The organism is Fibrobacter sp. UWR2 (assembly GCF_002210285.1).
GTDB lineage: Bacteria > Fibrobacterota > Fibrobacteria > Fibrobacterales > Fibrobacteraceae > Fibrobacter.
In genome coordinates, this window is sequence record NZ_MWQE01000004.1 from 171,310 (window position 1) to 194,058 (window position 22,749).

The window sequence follows — 22,749 nt, forward strand, 5'->3', positions numbered from 1 at the left end:
TGTCCTCCTATTAGGTCGATCCTGTGGGCTTTTCGAGTTTAGCCTTGGGCGGTTCGGTAATCATGCTGGTGATGGGCGCACCCGCTGGAATCATCGGGAACACGTTGTCTTCCTTCTCGCATTCGCAGTGGATGAGGATCGGGCCGTCCTTGTATTCGAGCGCCTTCTGGATGACGCGTTCGGCGTCGGCGGCACGCTTGATGCGCAGCCCCGGGATGCCGTAGGCTTCGGCGAGTTTCACGAAGTCGGGGTTGCCCACCATGTCCACGCTGGAGTAGCGGTGGTCGTAGAAGAGTTCCTGCCACTGGCGCACCATGCCGAGGTACTTGTTGTCCATCACGAAGATCTTGATGGGGAGCTTGTGGATGGCGGCGGTAGCGAGTTCCGCTTCCGTCATCTGGAAGCCGCCGTCACCGCTGAAACTCAAGACCGGCCAACCGGTCTCGTTGCCGAACGCGGCGCCGATGGCTGCGGGGAAGCCGAAGCCCATCGTGCCTGCACCGCCGCTGGAGTGCAGCTGGCGCGGATAGTTGATGTCAAAGAACTGGGCAACCCACATCTGGTGCTGGCCCACGTCGGTCGTGACGATGGCCTTGCCCTTGGTGAGCTTGCTTGCAGTCGCGATCACGTGCTGCATGCGTAAGCCCCCCTGCTTGGGGTAGGTGAGCGGGAAGCGCTTCTTCCAGGTCTGGCAAGTCTTGATCCATTCGGCGGTATCGAGCTTGTGGACCATCGGCAAAAGCTGCTCGAGCACGAGCTTCGCGTCGCCGCACATGAACACATCCGGCTGCAACACCTTGCCTTCTTCGGCGGGGTCGATGTCGATGTGCATCTTGATGGCGTCTTTGCAGAACACTTCGAGCTTGCCGGTGATGCGGTCATCCCAGCGGCTACCGATGGAGAGAATCAAATCGCAGTCGAGCACGGCCTTGTTCGCGTACACGGTGCCGTGCATGCCGAGCATGCCGAGCGAAAGCTCGTGATTGGTGGGGAAGGCGCCGAGGCCGAGCATGGTGCAGCAGACCGGAGCGCCGATCTTTTCGGCGAGTTCCTTCACCTGGCGGCTGGCCCCGCTGATCATGGCACCGTGGCCCACGAGCAGCAACGGCTTCTTGGAATTCTTGAGGTATTCGGCGGCCTTCTCGACGCTTTCGGTCGGGGCGTACGTCGGAATCTTGTAGCCGGGCAGGTCCATCTGGTCGGTGAACGGGGCGGTGCAGGGGCCTGCGGTCACGTCCTTGGGCAAGTCGATGAGCACGGGACCCGGACGGCCGCTGCGGGCGATGTGGAAGGCTTCCTTCATGATGCGCGGGAGGTCGTTGGAATCCTTCACCAGGTAAGAATGCTTGACTGCAGCGAAAGTCATGCCGCTCGTGTCGCATTCCTGGAAGGCGTCCTTGCCGAGGTTCGGGGTCGTCGTCTGGGCGGCGAGCACCACGATGGGGCTCGAATCCATGAGGGCGGTGTAGATGCCGGTGAACGTGTTGGTTGCACCCGGACCGCTCGTCACGAGGGCGACGCCGACCTTGCCCGTCTGGCGGGCGTAGCCGTCGGCCATGTGGGTTGCACCCTGTTCGTGGCGGGAGAGGACTACCTTAATATTAGAATCGAGAATTGCGTCGAACATCGGGATGGCGGATCCACCGGGATAGCCGAAAATGGTGTCGATGCCTTCGCGTTTCAGGCATTCGATAATCACTTCGGCACCGCTAAGAGTCTTGTTTGCCATAATTTTTCCTATCTGAAAGAAGATTGTCTTTTGGTGTTTGCTTAAAAATATAGGAGATTTTTTTTAAAGTGGCAATAGATTCTGTTGCAAAAATTGAAAAATTATTCGAATTTTTTATAAAGATTGCGTTTTGAATAAATTTTTGTCGTGAAAAATTGATAAATATTACACTATTTTTACTCGGCGTTCTTGTTTTGATGCTAAAAATGTCCTGTTTTTGGTGAAACTTTTGTTATTTTGATTTGTTGATTGGTAAAAATAAGTGGTTTTTGCTGGCGAATGTTGCCCGGTGATTCTCCTTTTTCCTGTTTTCTATAAAAAAGGTGCCTTTTTGGCTGATTTTTCCCCTGAACTCGTTTTATAAGGTAGAAACGATCCTAAGGACTGCCTATGCATGAAAATCTACTTCCCCGCGAAAAGCTCCGGATGAGGGGGGCGAGTGCCCTTTCCAATGAGGAACTCATTGCCCTGATTCTTGGAAGCGGTACCCGCGAGTGTGGCGTGTTCGAACTCTCTCGCCATATTTCGGACTACCTTTCTTCAGCAACCACGCTACCCTCGATGGATTCCCTGCGTAAAATACGCGGGCTTGGGACCGTCAAGGCTACGCAGATTTTGGCCTGTCTGGAACTCTCGAACCGCTACATACTGAGTTCGAAGGCGGTGTCGGTCCTCTCGCCCGAAGACCTGCTTGCGCGCCTCGCCGGGCTCAAGTTTGAGCAGAAGGAACATTTCGTCGTGGTGACCCTCAATGCGGCGAACTTCGTCATCGGCGTTCACGAAGTCACTTCCGGACTAGTGAACCAGGCTCCTATCGCACCGAGGGAGGCTTTTGCGAAGGCCATCGAGGACAATGCGGTCTCGGTCATCTTTGCGCATAACCATCCTTCGGGTTCTACTGAGGCTTCCCCGCAGGACTATACCATTACGCGGGTGCTGTGTGCGGCGGGGAAGGTGCTCCAGATTCCGGTCATCGATCACATCATCGTTGGGAAGGGCGGATATACTAGCCTCTGTCGCGAGAACCCGGAAATGTTCGAGAAAAGCCTCTAGTTTCGTGGCGTTTCTGGTGAAAAAACGGCATTTTTGAAAAGTTTCGTTTACATTAGCGTTATTTTGTCTGTCTTTCAAAACGTTCGCTGTGACCGTTGTCATAAAAACACTGAATATTTAGCTCATTTTATACTTATAAATGTCGTTTTTTGGCTAAAAAGTTATATTTAACGCAGAAGTTTAGGGAAAACCCTATTTTTAAGGAGACTCTATGAAAAGAGTAGTAACAGGGCTTGCGCTTGCACTCGCCGTCCAGGCTTTTGCAGACCACCCGCAGACAATCAACAAGACAGGCTTTGTTGGTGTCAATAAGACTCAGTCTGCCCAATCCTTGGGACATTCTAAATTGTCTTTCTATGGCTTGATGGACGCAACGACGGATGTCAACAACATTGCTCCGGAAGGCGTTACCGAAAGCTATATCGGCCCCTACCAGGAAGGTGTTGTCGGATTGCCTCCGGGAACCGTCATGCGTAAGGGCATGGTCGAGGACTATATCGGCTTAGGCGCCCAGGTCGGTTTCGGTATCGGCATCTGGCATTACTTCGATATCGGTGTCGGCATTCCTGTTTACTATGACAAGTTTACCGTTAACAACACGGGCTGCCCGTACAACGGTGTCGTTACCTACGATCCCGGTGATGGAATTCAGCCGGCTACGGCTTGCCAGCCGGGTCAGGTCGCTGGTACCAATATCGGCTACATCGGCAACATCAAGGCCGACTTGAAGATCCGTCTCCCGCTCCCCGACGAACAGCCGGTGGACATCGCCGTTTTCGGTGAAGGCAACTTCGGTACGGCGAATACCGCGAAGGATGGTATCTGGATCCGCGAACCGGAATTCATCAACAAGAACGACAAGGCCGCGCAGGCATTCGGCGTGCGTAGCACCATTGCCAAGGTTGGCGGTGCGTTGACCCTCGATTTCGACAAGATCGACGCCATCCCGCTCGTTATCCATGGTAACGGCGGCTATGTCTATTCTACCGACGCGAACTACCTCTCCTATCCGTATGCGTCTGGAGCCCTTGAAATCTATTTCATGGACTTCCTCTCGATCTTTGCGGAATACTACATGATTTTCCAGATGGATGAGTTCAGCGATGGAACTAAGCTCGATGTCAAGGACTTGACCGGTGCGGTCGTGTTCCACCTGCCGATCGGTCTTGATATCCACCTGGGCGGCTCCTACTCGCTGGGTAAAGGCTACGATGCCGCCGATCCTTCGAATTTCACGTCTGTCAACGCCATGGAAAACGACCAGCGCATCCTTACCTACAGGACGACGGTCAATCCCAAGTACAAGGTCTATGGCGGTATCACCTGGAGCGGCTTCTTGCTGGCTCAGGACCGCGATGGCGATGGCGTGACGGATAATGAAGATAACTGCCCGGATGACTTTGGTCATCGTCTGAACCAGGGGTGCCCGTTGGGTAATCCGGACGTCGACGAAGACGGCGTTTGCGATGCCTGGGTTTCTGAGAAGGGCTTTGAAAATGAATTTAGGGATGTCTGCGAAGGCATTGACGCTTGCCCGAACGAACAGGGTGAAGGCGAAGATGGCTGCCCGCTCGAAGATCCGGACCCGGATGGCGACCATGTCTGCGATGCCTGGGTCTCCAAGAAGAAACTCCAGAAGAAGTTCAAGGAAGTCTGCGAAGGCATAGATAGCTGCCCGACTGAAAAGGGTACCGTTGCCAATAAGGGCTGCCCGGAAGATAATCCGGACCCGGATGGCGATGGCATGTGCTCTCCGTGGGTGACCGACAAGAACAAGCTCGGTGACTATGCGAACGTCTGTAAGGGTTACGACATGTGTCCGGGTGAAGCGGGTACCAAGGCCAACAAGGGCTGCCCGTGGGATGATCCGGATAGCGATGGTGACGGCCTCTGCGACGAATGGGTGACCCAGAAGAAGATGGGCTACTACTTCGAAAAGGCTGCCGAAGACGAAAAGATCAAGAACGAATGGTTCATTGAAAAGACCTGTAAGGGTATCGACAAGTGCCCGACCGAATTCGGCCCGGCCAACAACGAAGGCTGCCCGCTCGGCGATCCGGATACCGACAAGGACGGCATCTGTGACGAATGGGTGACCCAGAAGAACATGCTCGACCAGTACGACGGCATCTGCTCCGGTATCGACAAGTGCCCGACTGAACCTGGTGAAGCCTGGGCTAACGGCTGCCCGATGGACAACCCGGATATTGACGGCGACAGCCTCTGCGCCTCTTGGGTGACCGAGAAGAAGATGCAGGATCAGTTCAAGGATGTCTGCCACGGCGTCGACAAGTGCCCGACTGAAAATGGTCCTGAATGGAACAAGGGCTGCCCGGCTGAAAATCCGGACTCCGACGGCGACGGCGTCTGCGATGCATGGGTCTCCAAGCAGAAGATGTTCGAACAGTTCAAGGATGTATGTAAGGGCGTTGACCGTTGCCCGGATGAACCGGGTCCGGATTGGAACAAGGGTTGCCCGTCTGACGAGAACCCGGATACTGACGGCGACAGTCTCTGCGATCCGTGGGTAAGCAAGCAGAAGCTGGCTGACCAGTTCAAGGATGTCTGTCACGGTATCGACAAGTGCCCGGACGAAGCTGGTCCTGAATGGAGCAAGGGTTGCCCGGCTGAAAATCCGGACAGCGACGGCGACGGTCTCTGCGACGCCTGGGTTGGCAAGCAGAAGATGTTCGACCAGTTCAAGGATGTATGTAAGGGCACAGACCGTTGCCCGGACGAAGCCGGTCCTGAATGGAACAAGGGCTGCCCGATGGACGACGATCCGGATGCCGATAAGGATGGTGTCTGCTCTGAATGGGTATCTACCAAGAAGCTCCTCAAGCAGTTCGAAGGCGTCTGCACTGGCCTCGACCGTTGCCCGGATGTTGCGGGTGATGACGGCCACGGCTGCCCGAAGAAGGCTGTCGAGAAGCTCACCGGCGTGACCTTCAAGCCGGGTAAGGCAACGCTCGAATCCAACGCCAAGAACATCCTCAAGGCTGTTGCGAAGAAGCTGAACGAAGATGATAGCTACAAGGAACTGAAGATTGTTATCCAGGGCCACACCGACAACAAGGGTAAGGACAAGACCAACCAGAAGCTCTCTGAAAAGCGTGCTCAGGAAGTCATGAAGACCCTCATCAAGTTCGGCGTGAAGAAGAACCGCATCAAGGCCGTGGGTCTCGGTGCAAGCTGCCCGGTCGACGACAACAGCACCGAAGACGGTCGCGAAATGAACCGCCGTATCGAAATGCACTTCGCTACGCCGGAGAACGACGGAACCAAGTGCGAATCCGAATTCCAGCAGTAATCATCTGATCGGAAACTGAAATTCAAATCCCTGCCCTTCGGGGCGGGGATTTTTATATTTGAATACACCATGACAAAACTTGACGAAATATTGCAGTCCCTCGGAGCGGCAAACCACGACCTGGTCGAGAAACTTCCCGCAAACTTGAACCACAAGATGGTGCAGAAGGCCCGCCTTGGCAAGAAGCCCGTGCCCAAGCACACGCAAGATTTGATTCTACAGGCGGTGAACATGCTTATGCGCGAAAAGGCCGTTGCCGAAGACAAGGCCGTAAAGCAGTATAAGCGGGTGGAAATTTTCGGGGAATGAACATCTCACAATTTTTTATTAAATTAAAATCATGCAGCAATACTTAGACTTACTTCGTGACATTCTTGAAAACGGTGTGGACCGTTCCGACCGTACGGGAACGGGAACGCGCTCCGTATTTGGCCGCCAGTGCCGTTACGACCTTTCCAAAGGGTTCCCCTGCCTTACCACCAAGAAACTCCACCTGCGTTCGATTATCCACGAACTCCTGTGGTTCCTGAAGGGCGACACGAACATCAAGTACCTGCACGATAACAAGGTCACCATATGGGATGAATGGGCCGACGAGAATGGCGACCTGGGCCCGGTCTATGGCCACCAGTGGCGCTCTTGGCCGACCCCCGATGGCGGGCACATCGACCAGATTCAGAACTTAATCAATAGCCTCAAGAACAATCCGGATTCACGCAGGCACTTGGTGTGCGCATGGAATGTGGCCGAAGTTGACAAGATGGCCCTGCCGCCTTGCCACTGCCTGTTCCAGTTCTACGTGGGTGGAGTGGGTGCTTCGGGCAAGCGCAAACTCAGCTGCCAACTGTACCAGCGCAGTGCGGACACGTTCCTCGGCGTTCCGTTCAATATTGCGTCCTATGCGCTGCTGACGCTCATGCTTGCACAGGTCTGCGACTACGAACCGGGTGAGTTTATCCATACTCTCGGCGATACGCACCTGTACTCCAATCACTTCGAACAGGCGAAGGAACAGCTTACGCGTACGCCGCGCAAGCTCCCGACGATGAAGCTCAATCCCGAAATCAAGGACCTGTTCGAATTCAAGTTCGAGGACTTCGAACTCGTAGATTATGACCCGTGGCCGACCATCAAGGCCCCGATTGCAGTTTAATATGCTTATCTCTGCTATAGTCGCAATTTCAAGGAACAATGTCATCGGCCGTGACGGACACTTGCCGTGGCACCTGTCTGCCGACCTCAAGCGTTTCAAGGCCATCACGACGGGGCATTCCATTATCCTCGGGCGCAAGAACTACGACGATATCGGACGCCCGCTTCCGAACCGCACGAACTACGTGCTCACGCGGAACACGGCGTTCGAGGCTCCAGGCAGCATTGTCTGCGGTAGCCTCGAACTGGCCTTGAACAAGGCTAGCGCTGCCGGCGAGAGTGAGTGCTTTATCATAGGCGGCGCCGCCGTGTACCGCGAGGCGATGCCCCTGGTGAAAAAGATGTACGTGACCCGTGTGGAATCTGACGTAGATGGCGACGTGTTTTTCCCGGAATGGGGCGAGGGCTGGCATAAGGTGAGTGAGGAATCTTTCCCTGCCGACGAGAAAAACGACTTCCCGACGGTGTTCGAAGTCTGGGAAAGGGATTAGTTACAACTTGGAATAATTTTTTAGAAAATTGTCTCCCTCGATTTTGTCGGGGGTCTCTTTTTTGTATAGATTAAAAACATGCTGGACTTAAATGTATTCTACCGTTTGGCGGCAGCGATTGGCATCGGCCTTATCATAGGCATGCAGCGCGAGCACACCTATTCCGACAAGGATGACAGACACCCTGCCGGTGTACGCACGTTTACCCTGGTTGCGCTTGTGGGGGCTATTTCTGCTCTGCTCAGTGACCAGATGCAGGGGCTTGCCCCGTTCGTGACAGGCTTTATCGTGGTAGGCATGCTCCTGATGGCATCGCACATTTCTTTTGCGATAGGGCACAGGCCCCAGGAAGGGCGGCCTGTTGTCAGCAGTGACGGCATCACGACAAGCGTTGCCGTGCTGATGGTTTATCTGCTGGGGGCGGTGTGCTGGTACGGCAGGCTCCTTGAAGCATGCGTGATTGTGGTGGTGATGCTGTGGGTGCTGATGGCAAAAGACCAGTTGCATTCTTTTGCGCAGAAACTTTCGAAGGAAGATATCCTCGCGACGGTCAAGTTTGCGGTGATATCGGCGTTGATCTTGCCGTTCCTGCCGAATCAGGCTTTCGGACCGCCGGGGCTCGAAGTGCTGAACCCGCACACCATCTGGCTTTTCGTGGTGTTCATCTCGGGCATAGGCTTTGTGGGCTATGTGCTTATCAAGCTTGTTGGTCCTGGCAAGGGAATCTGGCTTACCGGCCTTCTGGGCGGGCTTGCAAGCAGTACCGCCCTCACGCTGAACCTTGCAGGGCGCAGCCGCGAAAACGAGGATTATGCCTCGGACTTTACGCTGGGTATCGTGCTCAGCTGGGCGGTGATGTACGTGCGTCTTTACCTTATCTGTATCTTCCTGAGCGGTGCGCTGGCAAAACCTCTGGTACTACCGCTCCTGCTCCCGGTGGTGCCGGCGCTCGGGTATGCGCTGTTCCTCAAGATTAAGGAAGTCCGCAACCACAGGCAGAAATCCGCCGATTTCACGAACCCCTTCAAGCTTTTGCCGGCAATTAAGTTCGGCCTCGTGTTTACTGCGGTCATGTTCGTCGCGAATGCGGCGCGCGTTTACCTGGGCTCGGGAGCCTTGCTCGCCTGCAGTTTCTTGGGCGGTGCCGCCGAGATGGATGCGGTCGCGTTCTCCGTCATCGACATGAACCTGAAATCGGGGCTTGGCGTGCATGAACTTGTGCTCGCGCTCCTGTTTGCAAGCCTTGCGAATACCCTTACCAAGGGTGCCCTGGTGTGCTTCCTCGGTGCAAAATCCATGCGTCGCCCGATAATTCCGGCGGTAGTGCTGATTTGCGCCGTGACCGGAGCCTTGATAGCATTTTATATGGGAAACTAGCCTCTCTTTGCGGGAAATAATTACTATATTTACCTCGCAAAAAGAGGTCTATTATGAAACTTTTGCCCGAAGCCTTGACGTTTGATGACGTCCTGCTCGTTCCCGCTGAATCCTCCGTTTTGCCGGCCCAGACCGACGTGAGCACCCAGCTCGCTCCTAATATCAAGCTGAACATTCCTATTATCAGTGCCGCCATGGACACCGTGACGACTGCTCCTTTGGCCATTTCGCTTGCCCTGCAGGGTGGCCTTGGCATTATCCACAAGAACATGAGCGTCGAAGACCAGGCCGAAGAGGTCCGTAAGGTCAAGCGGTGGCAGTCCGGTATTGTGACCAATCCGGTGACTCTCGATGCCGATGAACCGGTGTCTGCTGCATTTGAACTCCGTGCACGCAACAAGGTGAGCGGTTTTCCGATCCTTTCCAAGGGCAAGCTCGTCGGTATGCTCACGAGCCGCGACCTTCGCACCGTTAGCGATATGAACGTGAAGATCCGTTCCGTGATGACGAAGAATCCGGTGACGGCCAGCCCGAAGGTGAGCCTTGCCAAGGCGAAGGAAATCCTCGCCGAGAAACGCATCGAGAAGCTCCCGCTCGTGGATGCATCCGGCGCCCTGAAGGGCCTCATCACGATGACTGACATTTTGAAGCGCGAAAATAACCCGAACGCTAGCCTCGACAAGAACGGCCAGTTGCTCGTGGGTGCCGCAGTCAGCACGTCTGCTAACACTCTTGAACGCGTCGCCGCCCTCGTGGACGCCGGCGTTGACCTGCTTATTATCGATACGGCTCACGGCCACCACATCGGTGTGCGCAACATGGTGAAGACCGTCCGCAAAAAATACCCGAAGCTCACGATTTGCGCAGGCAACGTCTGCACTCCGGAAGCGGTTGCGGAACTTGCCAAGTGCGGTGCGAACATCGTGAAGGTCGGTATCGGACCGGGTTCCATCTGCACCACGCGTATCGTTGCCGGTGTCGGTTACCCGCAGTTCTCCGCCGTGGTGGAATGCGGCAAGATGGCCCGCAAGGTCGGCGTGAAGATTATCGCCGATGGTGGCCTCAAGTTCTCTGGCGACATCGTGAAGGCTCTTGCTGCCGGTGGCCACGCCGTGATGGTGGGCTCGCTCTTTGCCGGTACCGAAGAAGCTCCGGGCGAAGTCATTCTCGCCGACGGCCGTAGCTACAAGAGCTACCGCGGCATGGGTTCTCTTGGCGCCATGAAGGCCGGTTCTGCTGACCGTTACTTCCAGGGTGGCGTTCAGGAACCGCGCAAGTTTGTTCCGGAAGGCATCGAAGGCCGCGTTCCGTACAAGGGACCGCTCCGCGACACCGTTTACCAGCTCATTGGCGGTATCCACTCTGCTATGGGTTATGCCGGTGCTGCAAACCTCGAAGAACTCTACAAGAAGGCGACGTTTGTGCGCATTACGGGCGCAGGCCTCCGTGAATCTCACCCGCACGACGTGACGATTACGAAGGAAGCCCCGAACTACCGCACGGGCGACTAAGCCTTCGTTGTTGTACCTTTGTAAAAATCAATCCTGTTATAGACAAACTATAACAGGATTTTTTATATTTGAGGTGAAAAAAGGAGTTTGTATGAAAATAAGGTTTGTGGCTCTTTGCTTGTTGGTGTTGTTCTTTGCCTGCTGTTCGTCGGAACGCCAGTTCCTGGATGCCGGTTGGACGCAGAAGCCCGCAAAGATGAAAATCCTGTTCACGAAGCCTAGCCTCGTAGTCGAGGATAAGGAGTTCCGGTCGACGGATCCGGCTTACGCCAAGACGATGGACATGGTTTTAGGGTGGTTTAATAAACAGAATGATGAAGTCGAGATTCCCGAGGCGATGGAGGTGATTTCGGACTGGTTCAGGGATAAGATTGATAACGTGATGCAGTTCAATTCGAATGTCCCGAGTGTGGTGGAAAGGGTGTCGAAGAAGAAAATCTCCCGCGATACCGAGAATATGGACGGGGTCGATGTCAAGATTCCCAAGCTAGAGGCGATGTCGGACAGTTTCGATGTCTACCTGATCCTGGACGAAATCGGGATGCATATATCGAAGGTCGATACCTATATGTCAATGGGACCTTCTTTTGGTCCGACAGGCCTGCCTACGACCCCTGGCGTTGGCCCTAGGTTCCAGGGAGAATCCACACGAATCGATGCGAATTATGTCGTCTATGACGTGAAGACGGGCAAGCGCCTTGCATACGGTCACCTGGAAGATGGAATGTATCACGAAGACGTTGCCGCCGAAACGGGTTGGTATGACAACCTGCGCCAGTTGATGCTGAGAATCCTTGGCACGACTCCGGTGACCCGCTTTAATTAACGGTCTGTTTCTTATACTGTCAAGAAACGAAAAGCCTGTCCGTAGGGACAGGCTTTTCGTAAATGTGTAAGAAGGCGTGCTAGAAATCCCAGCAGTCCTCGTATAGGGGCGTATGGAGCGTGCCGGCTTCTTCTGCCTCCTTGGCCTTTTCTTCGGCAACGGCTTTGTCCAGGTCGCATTTCCTCTGGTTGGGGGCGTCTGTTGTCTTGTAGCAGTAGGCGACCCTTTGGCATGCCTTTGCAGAGTTGCTGTCACCGCAGGCGGTGAGCAGGCAAAGTATGGCTAGGGACGATGCGGCAATAAGAAATTTCTTCATAAACATCCTCATTCTTTTAGTTCCTAATGTATAATTTATTCGCATAAAAAGCACGTGTGCCGTTGTAAAAAATCGATTTTTGCCACATTTTAGGGCTAAAATACAGGTATTGCGTGTCTTAAATTGCTAATTTTTGATTGATGAAGAGCTTCCTCACGAAAATTTTCGCTATCGCGGTACTGCTCATTGCTTTCGTTTCCTGTTCTGACGAAGACGAAGGCACCGAGTTCCTTTTTGACCGCGAAATCATGGAAATGAGCGTCCTTCGCAGCTGTGTCGACGAAAAAGATACTTCGGCCTGCTACCGCATCCGCTTCCGTCTGCCTATCGAGAAGGAAGACCTGTCGTATATCCATGTGTGGCTCGATACGACTGTAATCGACGATACCTCGAAGGCCGTGACTTCGAAACAAATCGGTAAGGCGGACACGTCCCTTGAATATGGTGAAGATTTCACAAGGCTCTATGATACGCTCGACCTTACCGATATGGTCAAGGATTACCTGGAAACTTATAAGAGCCTCCAGGTGGCATTCTTCTGCGAGTATTCCGACGACGAGGATCCTGGCTCTGTGCAGCGCGTTATCCTGCATTTCGGGGATAGCATTCCTCCTGCCAACGTGACCTTCTCTGCCGAATCCACATGGACTGACGGCATAATGTTCGAATGGTACCGCCCGACGGACCAGACTGATTTCTACAAGATGTCGGAACTTTCGGGAATTATTGTCGGCTACAATGTCGTCATCTATTCCGAAGACAAGAGCGTAGACTTGCGCGATATCAAGGTAACCGTGACTACGGCCGAGGGTGTAGATTCTACGGGTACCGAATTTTACAGACGCCATGCGCGTGTCCGTGCGACATTCGATTCGGTCTGGATTGATACTGCGCTCTCGCATACCGATAAGGACAAGAACAAACTGCGTATCGCTGTTCTCGACGGGATGGGCTTTGATTTCGAGAATGATTCCCTGAACCGCTACCGCATGGTCGTCGAGGGCTTGCGCCCTAACTCCATCTATACGGTCGGCATTACGGCATGGGATTCTGCCGGTAATTCTTCGAGCAAGGAAGATCTTTCTACTGTCGACAAGAACAAACGATTCGATACGACGGATTCGGTCGCGCCGGTCATGGCGAAGAAGCTGTTCTTCATGGAAGATTCGCTTTTCCCGGGTATGGCGCGCCTGGATAGCAACAACAGGCTCCGCATATTCTGGAGTATGAGTGTCGACCCGTACAAGACTGACCATCCGGTCAAGTCCGATTCTGTAATCGACATTCCTGATTCGTGCCTGTTTACTCTTTGCTACGATACGGTCGCCACGTATGTGGTCGAGCATTACGATGTTATTGCGAAGGAATGGAAAAGTTATCTCAAGCCGGGCGATACGGCCCATTTCAATACGTTGTATGTGCTGGAAAACGATACCATGACCCTTAAGACGGATACCCTGGTACTTTCGGCCATCGAATCGTTCGTGACCGATACCATACGCTGGGTTTCTCCGGGCGATACGATTATCTTCCGCATCCGTTCCAAGGACAAGTCCGGCTATTATTCTGCAGCTTTGATTGATACCGTTTATGTTTCCCCGGGTGCGCTTGCTTCCGAGCTGAATTGTCCAGAAGGCTTTGTTCCAGTTTCCGCGGGCGATTCGCTGAAGTTCTGCATGGAGCGTTATGAACATCGGGACGATTCGGGCGCGTTTGTCAATAACGTGCTGCATTCCGAGGCGGTTGCTGCATGCGAGGCGGTCTCTGCCTCCGGCTTTACCGTGAGCCTCTGCAAGGAACGCGACTGGGAACTGGTCTGCCTTTCGGGCGGTACGCTTGCCTATGGCGTCTTGAACGAGCGGTCCGTCGACGCGACGGAATACCTGTTCTCTTACTGCAATGTCGGTACGAATGATTCAATCTCTGCAGCGGATGTGTCCAGGCGTGACTACCGCTGTACGAACCCGATGGGCGTGAAGGATATGCCCGGCCAGTACCAGGAATGGGTTATCGGCAGGTCCGAAGATACGGTTGCTGTTGCGAAGGGTTCCAGCTATAAGGTCTATGGCGGGCTCGATAGGGAATCGCTCGCACTTTGCACTAACCGTTCGTTCCCGTACTATACGCGCCTTGCCTATACGACGGATACCGTGTACCTGTACCGCGAAGGAGCGAAGGTCGATACGGTGTTTGCTGCCGATACGTCGCGCACGCTCTACAAGAAGCTTTCCAAGAAAGATTTCAAGGATAGCCTGCAGTTCTTCGACGTGCAGGATTCCGCTGGCAATTCCATTGGCGAAGACTACGCGCTTTATTCCGAATACAAGCAGGGTGGCGACGAATGGCTCGATACGCTGGGTAACGGGCTTAAGTATGTGCCGACCGAGGTCAAGGTCGTATTTTTGACTGGGGACAAGGTGTCTTACCGTCAGGCGGCCGCATTCTACAAGTCTCCGACAATTGGGTTCCGCTGCTGCGCCTATCCGGAGTAGGGTAAATGCAAATAGAAGATTTCCTGTCTGTCGCTGAATCGCTTGCCAAGCAGGCGGGCGACCTCTGCCTTGAAATCCAGCAGGATTTGGGCAATGTTCATTACAAGTCTCAAAAGGATGTCGTGACGCGCGCGGATATCGCGAGCGAGAAACTCATTGTGGAAGGAATCCGCAAGGCCTTCCCGACACATTGCATCCGCACCGAGGAGGCGGGTGTCATTGAAGGCGAGGATCCGCGGTTCCGCTGGATTATCGATCCGGTAGATGGAACCGTGAACTTTAGCCGCGGTATCCCGCTGTGGGGTATTTCCATTGCTCTCCATTTTGAGGGCAAGCCCCTGTTGGCGGCAATCAACCTGCCGAAGCTCGGGGAACTCTATACGGCGGCCCGCGGGCATGGCGCCTTCATGAACGGAATGCCCATCCATGTAAGCCAGGAATCTGACTCTATCCATGCCATCGTCTCGAATGGCGACTTCAATGTGGGCGATGCCTCCAAAATCAATGCCCAGAATTCCCGCAATTTTGCCCACGAGGCAGAGGCCTTCGAGAGGGTCAAGTGCCTCGGTTCTGCGGTAATCGAGGGCTGCTTTACCGCCTGTGGGCGCATAGACTGCTTCGTGATGACCATGAGCTACCCCTGGGACATTGCCGCCATAGCCTTGATGGTGGAGGAGGCGGGCGGAAAATCGACCCGCATAGATGGCGCTCCCCTGGAATTTGTTGATGCGGAACAGGCTATTTTCAGCAATGGCGTGCTGCATGACACCCTGATTCGCACATTATCCATGTAAACAATCTTTTCGTATGCAAATACGATAAAAGATTTTATATTGTTGCGCGGTGGGATTGTGTGCGAACACTCGGAGGTGTTAATGAATCTGAAAAAGAGTCTTTTTGCCGCTGTTTCTGTGCTGAGTTTAGCCCCGATGGTGGCTTTTGCTTCTCTTAGCGAAGATGACTATGTCGAAGCGGCCTGGATGACGACTCGCTTTTTTGGCGCCCAGCGTTCGGGCCAGGGGCCGAACTGGGTTCTCGACGGAACCAACCATACGACAAGTTTCCTAAAGGACAGCTACAACGGAAAGGATGTTTCCGGCGGCTGGTTTGACTGTGGCGACCACGTGATGTACGGGCAGTCTCAGGGCTATGCCTCCTACGTTTTGGCCCTGAGCTATGCAGAATTCCGACCTGGATTTTACGACCTCTATACCGGCGACTACACTGACTACAAGGCTAGCAATGACTACACCCGCAAGGGCGGCAAATCTAACGGCTTGCGCGACTTGCTCGAAGAACTCCGCTACGAGGCCGATTTTTGGGTCAAGGCAGCCATCAGCAGTTCCGCTTTCGTGACCGTGAAGGGTGACGGCAATGCCGACCACAAGAAGTGGGTTACGGCGGGCATGATGAGTACGCTGGGTTCTGGTGACGGTGGCGACCCCAGGTCGATTACCGGCAATGCAAACGATGGCTTTACCCCGGGCATGGCTTCGGCAATGCTTGCCGTGATGGCCCGTGTCGACCCCGACTCCGCAAACAGGAAGAAGTACCTGGAAGCGGCAAAGGTCGCCTATTCGTACGCCAAGTCCCACAGTGGCGTTACCAATTCCGGTGGTTTCTATGAATCCAACTGGTGGGACGGCCGCTGGAAGGATGGTCCGTTCCTTGCGTCACTTGAATTATTCCGCACCACCAAGGACGAAAAGTATAAGACCGAAGCCGAAGAATGGTTCTTTGACCTCAAATTTGCCTCGGGTAGCTATACTCGCCTCAACTATTCCAATGTCGTTCCGCTTTCCGTGGTGATGGCCGAAGGCGTGTTTGCCTGGCCTCCGCAGGCGGGCTCCTTCTACGATGCGGAGCAGTTCTTGTCCAACATTTACCAGAAGAAGGCCAAGGACGGCATTTTCATGGGTGAAACCGGTGGTGGCGGATCATTCTCCGTGCGTTCCCCGGCTGGCGGTGCGTTCCTCTATGCGCTTGTGTCCAAGTTCTACAACGAGGACAAGTACGACGAAATCATCGAGAAGAACGTCGCATACTTGCTCGGCGACAACAGCAACAAGAAATCGTATGTGGTTGGCTTTACCAAGAACGGAGCTAGTGCCCCGAAGTCGCCGCATCACCGCGGTTACTATGCCAACGAGGATCCGGGTCGTGAAGTCGATTCCGGTTTGCAGCCGCCCGAAAAGAACAAACTCCTGGGAGGCTTGATTGCCGGCGATTTCAACAGCGGTAGCCACAGCGGGACTGTTTCCAACTGGCAGGTGAACGAGGTCTGCGTCGATATGAACGCTCCTCTTGTCGGTGCTCTCGGTTATATCCTGAGCAAGAAGGCTCCGGTAACTATGGAAAACGAGAAAGAGGAAGAAGAGGAAGAACCGCAGGATACGTCCGATGTCATTCCGGGCGTGGTCAATCTTCCTGGCCTCAAGCTCTTCCAGAGCGGTTCCGAAATCACCCTTACCGACGGGAGCGGCAATGTTTTCGATGTGCAGGTGTTCGACCTGAACGGCAAGATGGTGAAGGGCTTCAAGGGGGCCCGCAAGGAACTTTCCTTCACGCTTGAATCCAAGGGCGTGTACCAGGTTCGCGTTACGGCAAGGAATGCCCGCCGCACCTTCGTTGTGAAGTCGCTGTAAAATTTCAAAAAACGTAAAAGAAAAGTCCCCGCTTGGCGGGGACCTTTTCTTATAATGTTAAGCCTGGCGCAGGCGCGCGCCGCCTATTACAGCGGGATGTTCCCGTGCTTTCTCCAGAGGCGGGCCTTCTTCTTGTTCTTCAGGTAGTCGAAGGCGGTCGCGAGGCGGTCACGCACGTGGTCCGGAGAGATGACTTCGTCGATATAGCCGTTCTTGGCGGCGATATACGGGTTGAGGTACTTCTCTTCGTATTCGGCGATGAGCTGCTGGCGCGTTTCGGCCGGAGTGGCGGAAGCGGCGATTTCCTTACGGTGCAGGATATCGACGGCGCCTTCGGCACCCATCACGGCGAGCTGTGCAATCGGCAGGGCGAACACGTAGTCGGCGCCGAGGTTCTTGCTGTTCATGGCGATGTAGGCGCCACCGTAGGCCTTGCGGAGGATAAGCGTCACCTTCGGCACGGTCGCTTCGGCGTAGGCGTACAGAAGCTTTGCGCCGTGGCGGATAATGCCGTTGTGTTCCTGCTTGGTGCCCGGCATGTAGCCCGGGACGTCTTCCAGGGTCAGGATAGGAATGTTGAAGCAGTCGCAGAAGCGAACGAAGCGGCTGGCCTTGTCACTGGCGTCCACGTCGAGGGAGCCGGCGATGAAGTTCGGCTGGTTGGCGACGATGCCGATGACGTTACCGTCCATGCGGGCGAAGCCGATGACCACGTTGCGGGCGAAGTCCTTCTGGATTTCGAAGAAGCTTTCCTTGTCGGCGAACGTCTCGATGACGTTACGCACGTCGTAGCCCTTCTTGAAGTTGTCCGGGACAATCTCCTCGATTTCCTTGGACTTGTCGACGGCCTTGAACTTTTCAGCGACAGGCGGCTTTTCGAGGTTGGATTGCGGCAGGTAGCTGAGCAGGTTGCGCACGGCTTCGAGGCAGTCCTTGTCGTCCTTGCACACGAAGTGCGAAACGCCGGATTTCGTGGAGTGCACGCCGGCACCGCCGAGACCTTCGGGGGAGACCGTTTCGGCTGTCACGGCCTTCACGACGCCCGGGCCCGTGATGAACATCTGGCTCGTCTTTTCCGTCATGAAGATGAAGTCGGTAATGGCGGGGGAGTAGCAGGCGCCACCGGCACAGGGTCCGAGGATTACGGAAATCTGCGGGATGATGCCCGATGCGAGTGTATTGCGGGTAAAGATTCCGCTATAGCCGTCGAGGGAGTTCACGCCTTCTTCAATTCGGGCGCCACCGCCGTCATTGATGCAGACGAACGGGGACATGGATTCGAGAGCGAGGTCCATCGCCTGGCAAATCTTCTTTGCGTGTGCAGAACCGAGGGAACCGCCGCTGACAGTGAAGTCCTGGGAAGCGACATAGACGGTCCTTCCGTTGACCTTGCCGTAGCCGGTAACGACACCGTCGCCAAAAATGCGCTTGGATTCGGGGAGGTCGAGGCTCGTAGAGACGCGGAGTGCGCCAATTTCACGGAATGTGCCCTTGTCAAAAAGGATCTCGAGGCGTTCGCGGGCGGTGAGCTTGCCCTGCGAGTGCTGCTTTTCAACACGTGCAGCGCCGCCGCCGGCGACAGACTTCGCCTTGTATTCGTTCAATTTTTCCAGATAAGACTTATCCCACATGGTAGTCATCCTTTGTTGTTAATTGCCTAGCCCATCAAAAGTAAAATTTGGTGAACATTTTAAATACGGTGCAAAATGTAGAAAATTTCTCAAAAGTTCAAAACTTATTTGCATGTGTCAAAAAATATATGTACGTTTTGCTTACAATGGACATGTGCAGTTTGTCCCGAAAACATGCTTTTTTATCCGATTTCGCCCTTTTCTAGGGATGGGAAGTGTATTTTTTTACTATCTTTGAGCCGAAATTTATTCAAAAAAAGAGGAAAACAATGGCAAACGAAGAAGTAAAATCCAAGCTCAAGTCTTTCTTTATGTCCGACCTCGGCGTCGATGGCGACGTGCTCCAGTACGATACCGCCCTTTTCGGTGATGAAATCGGCCTCGATTCCGTGGACTCCCTTGAAATCATCTCTTTCGTGGACTCCACCTTCGGTGTTTCCATGACGGGTGTCGCCAAGGAAAACTTCCAGTCCATCGATACTATCGCAGCATACATCGAAGCCCACAAGGCATAATTATCTTGGCCGAGTGTTTTTTCACTCGGCTTTTTTGTTTTCGGACATCCTAGAGCGAAACTGTAGGATTCACCAGTTTTTGGAAAATAATATGACCCCTAATGACAAGCGTTGTGTAGTTACTGGTTTGGGCGTTATTTGCGCGGTCGGTAACAATGTTGAAGAAACATGGAATAATGCTCTCAAGTCCGTCTCGGGCATTCACAAGACGACATCTGTCGATACGGTGAACTGCTATGCGGACTTGGCTGCCGAAGTCAAGTGCGATACGCTCGACGAAATCGAGGCTCCCGAAGAGAAGGACCGCGTATCCAAGTTGTGCATCAAGGCTGCGAACGAAGCCCTGACCGATGCAGGACTTTCTAATTTCAACGATGATCAACGCGTCAGTGTCATTATCGGAAGTTGCGTTGGCGGCGTCATTTCCATTGAACATTACCATCAGGGGGCAAAAGAGGCTGCCGACATTCCCAAGATGCCGATAGCCTCCATTGCAAGCCAGGTTGCCGAAACGTGCGGTGCCGGTGGTATCGTGACGAACGTGGCGAATGCCTGTGCCGCAGGTACGATTTCGATTGCGCTCGCCTGCGACCTCATCCGTGCGGGCAAGGCCGACGTGGTTTTGGCTGGCGGTGCGGATTCCTTTGCCGCGGTGCCGTATTCCGGATTCCTTTCGCTCCATGCCCTCGACGAGAACGGATGCTCTCCGTTTAACCATTGCAACGGCATTACGCTTGGCGAAGGCGCGGGTATCGTTATCGTGGAATCTTACGAACACGCCCAGAAGCGTAACGCCAAGACGTACTGCGAAGTGCTCGGTTCCGGCGTCACGAGCGATGCAAACCACATTACCGCCCCGCGCGAAGATGCCCTCTGCCTGATGGAGGCCATGAACCGCGCCGTCAAGAATTCCGGCATCGCGAAGTCCGATATCGGTTACGTGAATGCCCACGGTACGGGTACGGGCAAGAACGACTATGCCGAAATGACGGCCTTCAAGACCTTCTTCGGCGAAGAAAACCCGACGGTGAGCGTAAGTTCGACTAAGGTGATGACGGGCCACTGCCTAGGTGCTGCCGGTGCGATCGAGGCTGTGTTCAGCATCAAGGCTCTTACGACCGATACCGTGCTCCCGACGCTCCATTATTCTGCTGAAGATTCTGCCGCCCTCAAGGAAAAGGCCGGAACCATCGATTTTGTCCAGAACGAGCCGCGCAAGAAGCCGCTCCAGAGCGTCATGAGCAACAATGTGGCTTTCGGCGGTACAAACGCAAGTATCGTTTTCTCCAAGCAGCCCGGAGATGTCTCTGCCCAGTCCGCCAAGGCCAAGAAGATTGCCGTGACGGGTCTCGGTATCGTGAGTCCGATGGGCAATAGCAAGGCTGCCTACATCGAGGCTGTCAAGGCAGGCAAGAAGCCCGAAAGCGCTTCTGTGAAGTCGGTTATCTCGCTCGATGACTACAAGGAACTTGGCATCAAGATGGCGTTCTACCGCAAGCTCGACAACCTGGGCCAGCTCCAGACGGTTTCGGGCATGCGTGCCCTGCAGGATGCCGCTTTCACGGTGACCGACGATAACGCGAAGGATATCGGCATCATTGTCGGTACTAGCGAAGGCGGTCTCGGTTCTACCTACGATTTCGAGGAACTCATTGCCCGCGAAGGCAACGCGAACGGTTCTGCGTTCAAGTTCCCGCACACAGTTTACAACGCCGCCGGCGGTTACCTCTCGATTTGCTCCGGCATCAAGGGCTACGGCGTGACGATTACGACGGGCCCGCTCTCCGGCCTCGACAGCATCGGCTACTCCATGAACGTCATTCACGACGGTCAGGAACAGGCCATGATGGCTACGGGTACCGACGAGAATATCCCGGTCATTACTGAATTTGCCCAGAAGCTTGGGGTTGCCGCAAGTGAAGTGGTTGCCCCCTTCGCCAATGCCGAGGGCTGCGTGGTGGGGGATGGCTCCGTGTCTATCCTTCTCGAAGAAGAATCTTATGCGAAGGCCCGCGGCGCGAAGGTCTACTGCTATGCGCTCGGTTTCGGCCATGGCCGCAAGAACGTGAAGTTCGGCAAGCTTGCCGGTTCCGACGAGGCTCTTGACAAGGCCATCAACGATGCCCTGGCCGATGCCGGCCTCAAGGCTTCTGATATCGACGCCGTCTGCGGTTTTGCAAACGGCTTCAAGAAGATTGACGATATCGAGAAGGGCGCCCTCCAGCGCGTGTTTGGTGATAAGCTCGCTTCTATGCCGCTGTTCGAAGTCAAGGAACGTACCGGCGAAGGCCGTGCGGGGTCCGCTTCGCTGGCTGCCTCCGAGGCTGCGATGCTCCTGAGCGGTGAACTCGAAAGCGATAACGCTTATTTTGTTGCAGCCGACGGCTCCGTTTCGAACAAGGCTGCCGCTGCGGCAAACCTCAAGAATGTTTTGATCATCTCTTTTGCGGCTGGCGGCTCTTACAGCGCAGTCGTCTTCGGAAAATAAGGAGGCTTTATGAAAGTTGCTCTCGTAACAGGTGCATCCAAGGGTATTGGCAAGGCCTGCGCCTTGCGCCTTGCCCGCGACGGCTACACGGTGGTAGTGAACTACTCCAGTTCCGACGAGGCTGCCCAGCAGACTCTCGACCAGATCAAGAGCGAAGGTGGCGACGGCATGCTCTACAAGGCGAATGTCGCCGACCTTTCCCAGGTGAAGGTGATGGTCCGCGAGGTTTTCAAGGCCTATGGCCGCATCGACGTGCTCGTGAACAATGCGGGTATCGTGCGTGACGAATACCTCCTCATGATGAATCCCGAAACGCTCGACAAGTGCTTCGACCTGAACGTGAAGGGCTACTTCTACTGCGCCCAGCAGGTCGCCGTGAAGATGTACAAGCAGAAGTCCGGCGTCATCATCAACATGAGTTCTGTCAGCTCCAAGTTTGCTCTTCCGGGCCAGGCGGTGTACAGCGCCACGAAGGGCGCGGTGAACTCCCTCACGCAGACGCTTGCCAAGGAACTTGGCGGTTTCGGTATTCGCGTGAACGCTGTGGCTCCCGGCTTTATCGCAACCGACATGATCGAGGCCATTCCCGAAGAGACCCGCAAGGGCTACCTCGAGAAGATTCCTCTCAAGCGCTTCGGTTCTGCCGACGAAGTGGCCAACATTGTTTCAGCCCTCGCTTCTGACCAGTTCGCCTACGTGACGGGCCAGGTGTTCGTGCTCGATGGAGGCCTCTCGCTATGATGAACATTTTCGAAATCAGCGAAAAGATTGCGCAGCGCCCGCCGTTCCAGATGATCGAGAAGGTCACGGAACTCGTGCCGAACGAATCCGCTACCGGTATCAAGAACGTGAGCGTGAACGAGCCCTTCTTCATGGGGCATTTCCCGGGCACTCCGATTATGCCGGGCGTGCTTATTGTGGAAAGCTGTGCGCAGCTCTGCTCGCTCGTAATTGAAAAGCCAGCCGAAGACCTCGAGAAGAACCTCTATGTGCTCTTGAAGATAGACGGCTTCAAGTTTGTGAAGCCTGTGATTCCGGGCGACCAGCTCGAGATTACCGTCAACAAGACGAAGGGCGGTGGAGTCATCGTCGGCTTTGACTGCATCGTGAAAGTGAACGGCGGCATCCATGCGAAGGGCTCGCTGACCTTCACGAGCATCCCCAAGGAAAATATCGGAAAGTAATTCCGGCAATTCTAAGATAAACGAAAAAT

18 protein-coding genes are annotated in these 22,749 nt (G+C 54.5%); 15 read left to right on the forward strand and 3 right to left on the reverse strand.

What is annotated here, in order from left to right; all coding sequences use genetic code 11:
* Positions 1 to 10: 10 nt before the first annotated feature.
* Positions 11 to 1,729 carry a biosynthetic-type acetolactate synthase large subunit gene (gene ilvB / locus B7994_RS08135; protein ID WP_088637975.1) on the reverse strand — a complete coding sequence of 573 codons (1,719 nt, stop codon included), beginning with the start codon at positions 1,727 to 1,729 and terminating at the stop codon, positions 11 to 13.
* Between the two features lie 390 nt (positions 1,730 to 2,119).
* Between ilvB and radC the strand changes: the two genes are divergently transcribed.
* The 8 genes from radC (at position 2,120) to B7994_RS08175 (ending at position 11,449) form a co-directional block, all read left to right on the forward strand.
* Positions 2,120 to 2,782: a DNA repair protein RadC gene (radC, locus tag B7994_RS08140; RefSeq protein WP_088637976.1), complete on the forward strand. Its 663-nt coding sequence runs from the start codon at positions 2,120 to 2,122 to the stop codon at positions 2,780 to 2,782.
* A gap of 211 nt (positions 2,783 to 2,993) precedes the next feature.
* The gene (locus tag B7994_RS08145) at positions 2,994 to 6,092 is read left to right on the forward strand and encodes an OmpA family protein (RefSeq protein WP_088637977.1); all 3,099 of its coding nucleotides are present in this window, start codon (positions 2,994 to 2,996) and stop codon (positions 6,090 to 6,092) included.
* Between the two features lie 69 nt (positions 6,093 to 6,161).
* Complete coding sequence (locus B7994_RS08150; protein ID WP_088637978.1) at positions 6,162 to 6,401, forward strand: hypothetical protein; 240 nt, start codon at positions 6,162 to 6,164, stop codon at positions 6,399 to 6,401.
* Positions 6,402 to 6,432: 31 nt separating this feature from the next.
* Entirely contained in the window at positions 6,433 to 7,245 is an 813-nt protein-coding gene (locus B7994_RS08155) for a thymidylate synthase (RefSeq protein ID WP_088637979.1), read from the forward strand.
* Position 7,246: 1 nt separating this feature from the next.
* On the forward strand, positions 7,247 to 7,735 hold the full coding sequence (locus tag B7994_RS08160) for a dihydrofolate reductase (RefSeq protein WP_088637980.1): 489 nt from the start codon (positions 7,247 to 7,249) through the stop codon (positions 7,733 to 7,735).
* A 78-nt stretch (positions 7,736 to 7,813) separates the two neighbouring features.
* Positions 7,814 to 9,112: an MgtC/SapB family protein gene (locus tag B7994_RS08165; protein ID WP_088637981.1), complete on the forward strand. Its 1,299-nt coding sequence runs from the start codon at positions 7,814 to 7,816 to the stop codon at positions 9,110 to 9,112.
* Positions 9,113 to 9,165: 53 nt separating this feature from the next.
* Positions 9,166 to 10,623 carry an IMP dehydrogenase gene (gene guaB / locus B7994_RS08170; RefSeq protein WP_088637982.1) on the forward strand — a complete coding sequence of 486 codons (1,458 nt, stop codon included), beginning with the start codon at positions 9,166 to 9,168 and terminating at the stop codon, positions 10,621 to 10,623.
* Between the two features lie 91 nt (positions 10,624 to 10,714).
* Complete coding sequence (locus B7994_RS08175; RefSeq protein WP_088637983.1) at positions 10,715 to 11,449, forward strand: hypothetical protein; 735 nt, start codon at positions 10,715 to 10,717, stop codon at positions 11,447 to 11,449.
* A 79-nt stretch (positions 11,450 to 11,528) separates the two neighbouring features.
* Here the strand turns inward: B7994_RS08175 and B7994_RS08180 are convergent, their stop codons facing one another.
* Entirely contained in the window at positions 11,529 to 11,765 is a 237-nt protein-coding gene (locus B7994_RS08180; RefSeq protein ID WP_144063806.1) for a hypothetical protein, read from the reverse strand.
* A 140-nt stretch (positions 11,766 to 11,905) separates the two neighbouring features.
* On the opposite strand from B7994_RS08180, the gene B7994_RS08185 reads away from it, so the two are divergent.
* The 3 genes from B7994_RS08185 (at position 11,906) to B7994_RS08195 (ending at position 16,902) form a co-directional block, all read left to right on the forward strand.
* A complete protein-coding gene (locus tag B7994_RS08185; protein WP_088637985.1) occupies positions 11,906 to 14,257 on the forward strand; it encodes a hypothetical protein in 2,352 nt (783 codons plus the stop codon).
* 5 nt (positions 14,258 to 14,262) lie between these two features.
* Positions 14,263 to 15,051 (forward strand): inositol monophosphatase family protein, encoded by a 789-nt coding sequence (locus tag B7994_RS08190; protein ID WP_088637986.1) that lies wholly within the window; start codon positions 14,263 to 14,265, stop codon positions 15,049 to 15,051.
* A gap of 81 nt (positions 15,052 to 15,132) precedes the next feature.
* On the forward strand, positions 15,133 to 16,902 hold the full coding sequence (locus B7994_RS08195) for a glycoside hydrolase family 9 protein (protein ID WP_088637987.1): 1,770 nt from the start codon (positions 15,133 to 15,135) through the stop codon (positions 16,900 to 16,902).
* A gap of 86 nt (positions 16,903 to 16,988) precedes the next feature.
* On the opposite strand, the gene B7994_RS08200 is transcribed toward B7994_RS08195, so the two are convergent.
* Entirely contained in the window at positions 16,989 to 18,533 is a 1,545-nt protein-coding gene (locus B7994_RS08200; RefSeq protein ID WP_088637988.1) for an acyl-CoA carboxylase subunit beta, read from the reverse strand.
* 269 nt (positions 18,534 to 18,802) lie between these two features.
* Here B7994_RS08200 and B7994_RS08205 point away from each other — a divergent pair, with 269 nt between their 5' ends.
* The 4 genes from B7994_RS08205 to fabZ all read left to right on the forward strand — a co-directional run bounded on the left by B7994_RS08205 (position 18,803) and on the right by fabZ (position 22,720).
* Entirely contained in the window at positions 18,803 to 19,048 is a 246-nt protein-coding gene (locus tag B7994_RS08205) for an acyl carrier protein (protein ID WP_088637989.1), read from the forward strand.
* Positions 19,049 to 19,139: 91 nt separating this feature from the next.
* On the forward strand, positions 19,140 to 21,536 hold the full coding sequence (locus tag B7994_RS08210) for a beta-ketoacyl-[acyl-carrier-protein] synthase family protein (protein WP_088637990.1): 2,397 nt from the start codon (positions 19,140 to 19,142) through the stop codon (positions 21,534 to 21,536).
* 9 nt (positions 21,537 to 21,545) lie between these two features.
* Positions 21,546 to 22,277 carry an SDR family NAD(P)-dependent oxidoreductase gene (locus tag B7994_RS08215; protein ID WP_088637991.1) on the forward strand — a complete coding sequence of 244 codons (732 nt, stop codon included), beginning with the start codon at positions 21,546 to 21,548 and terminating at the stop codon, positions 22,275 to 22,277.
* On the forward strand, positions 22,274 to 22,720 hold the full coding sequence (gene fabZ, locus B7994_RS08220; RefSeq protein WP_088637992.1) for a 3-hydroxyacyl-ACP dehydratase FabZ: 447 nt from the start codon (positions 22,274 to 22,276) through the stop codon (positions 22,718 to 22,720). The genes B7994_RS08215 and fabZ overlap by 4 nt, the downstream gene beginning before the upstream one ends.
* Positions 22,721 to 22,749: the final 29 nt, after the last annotated feature.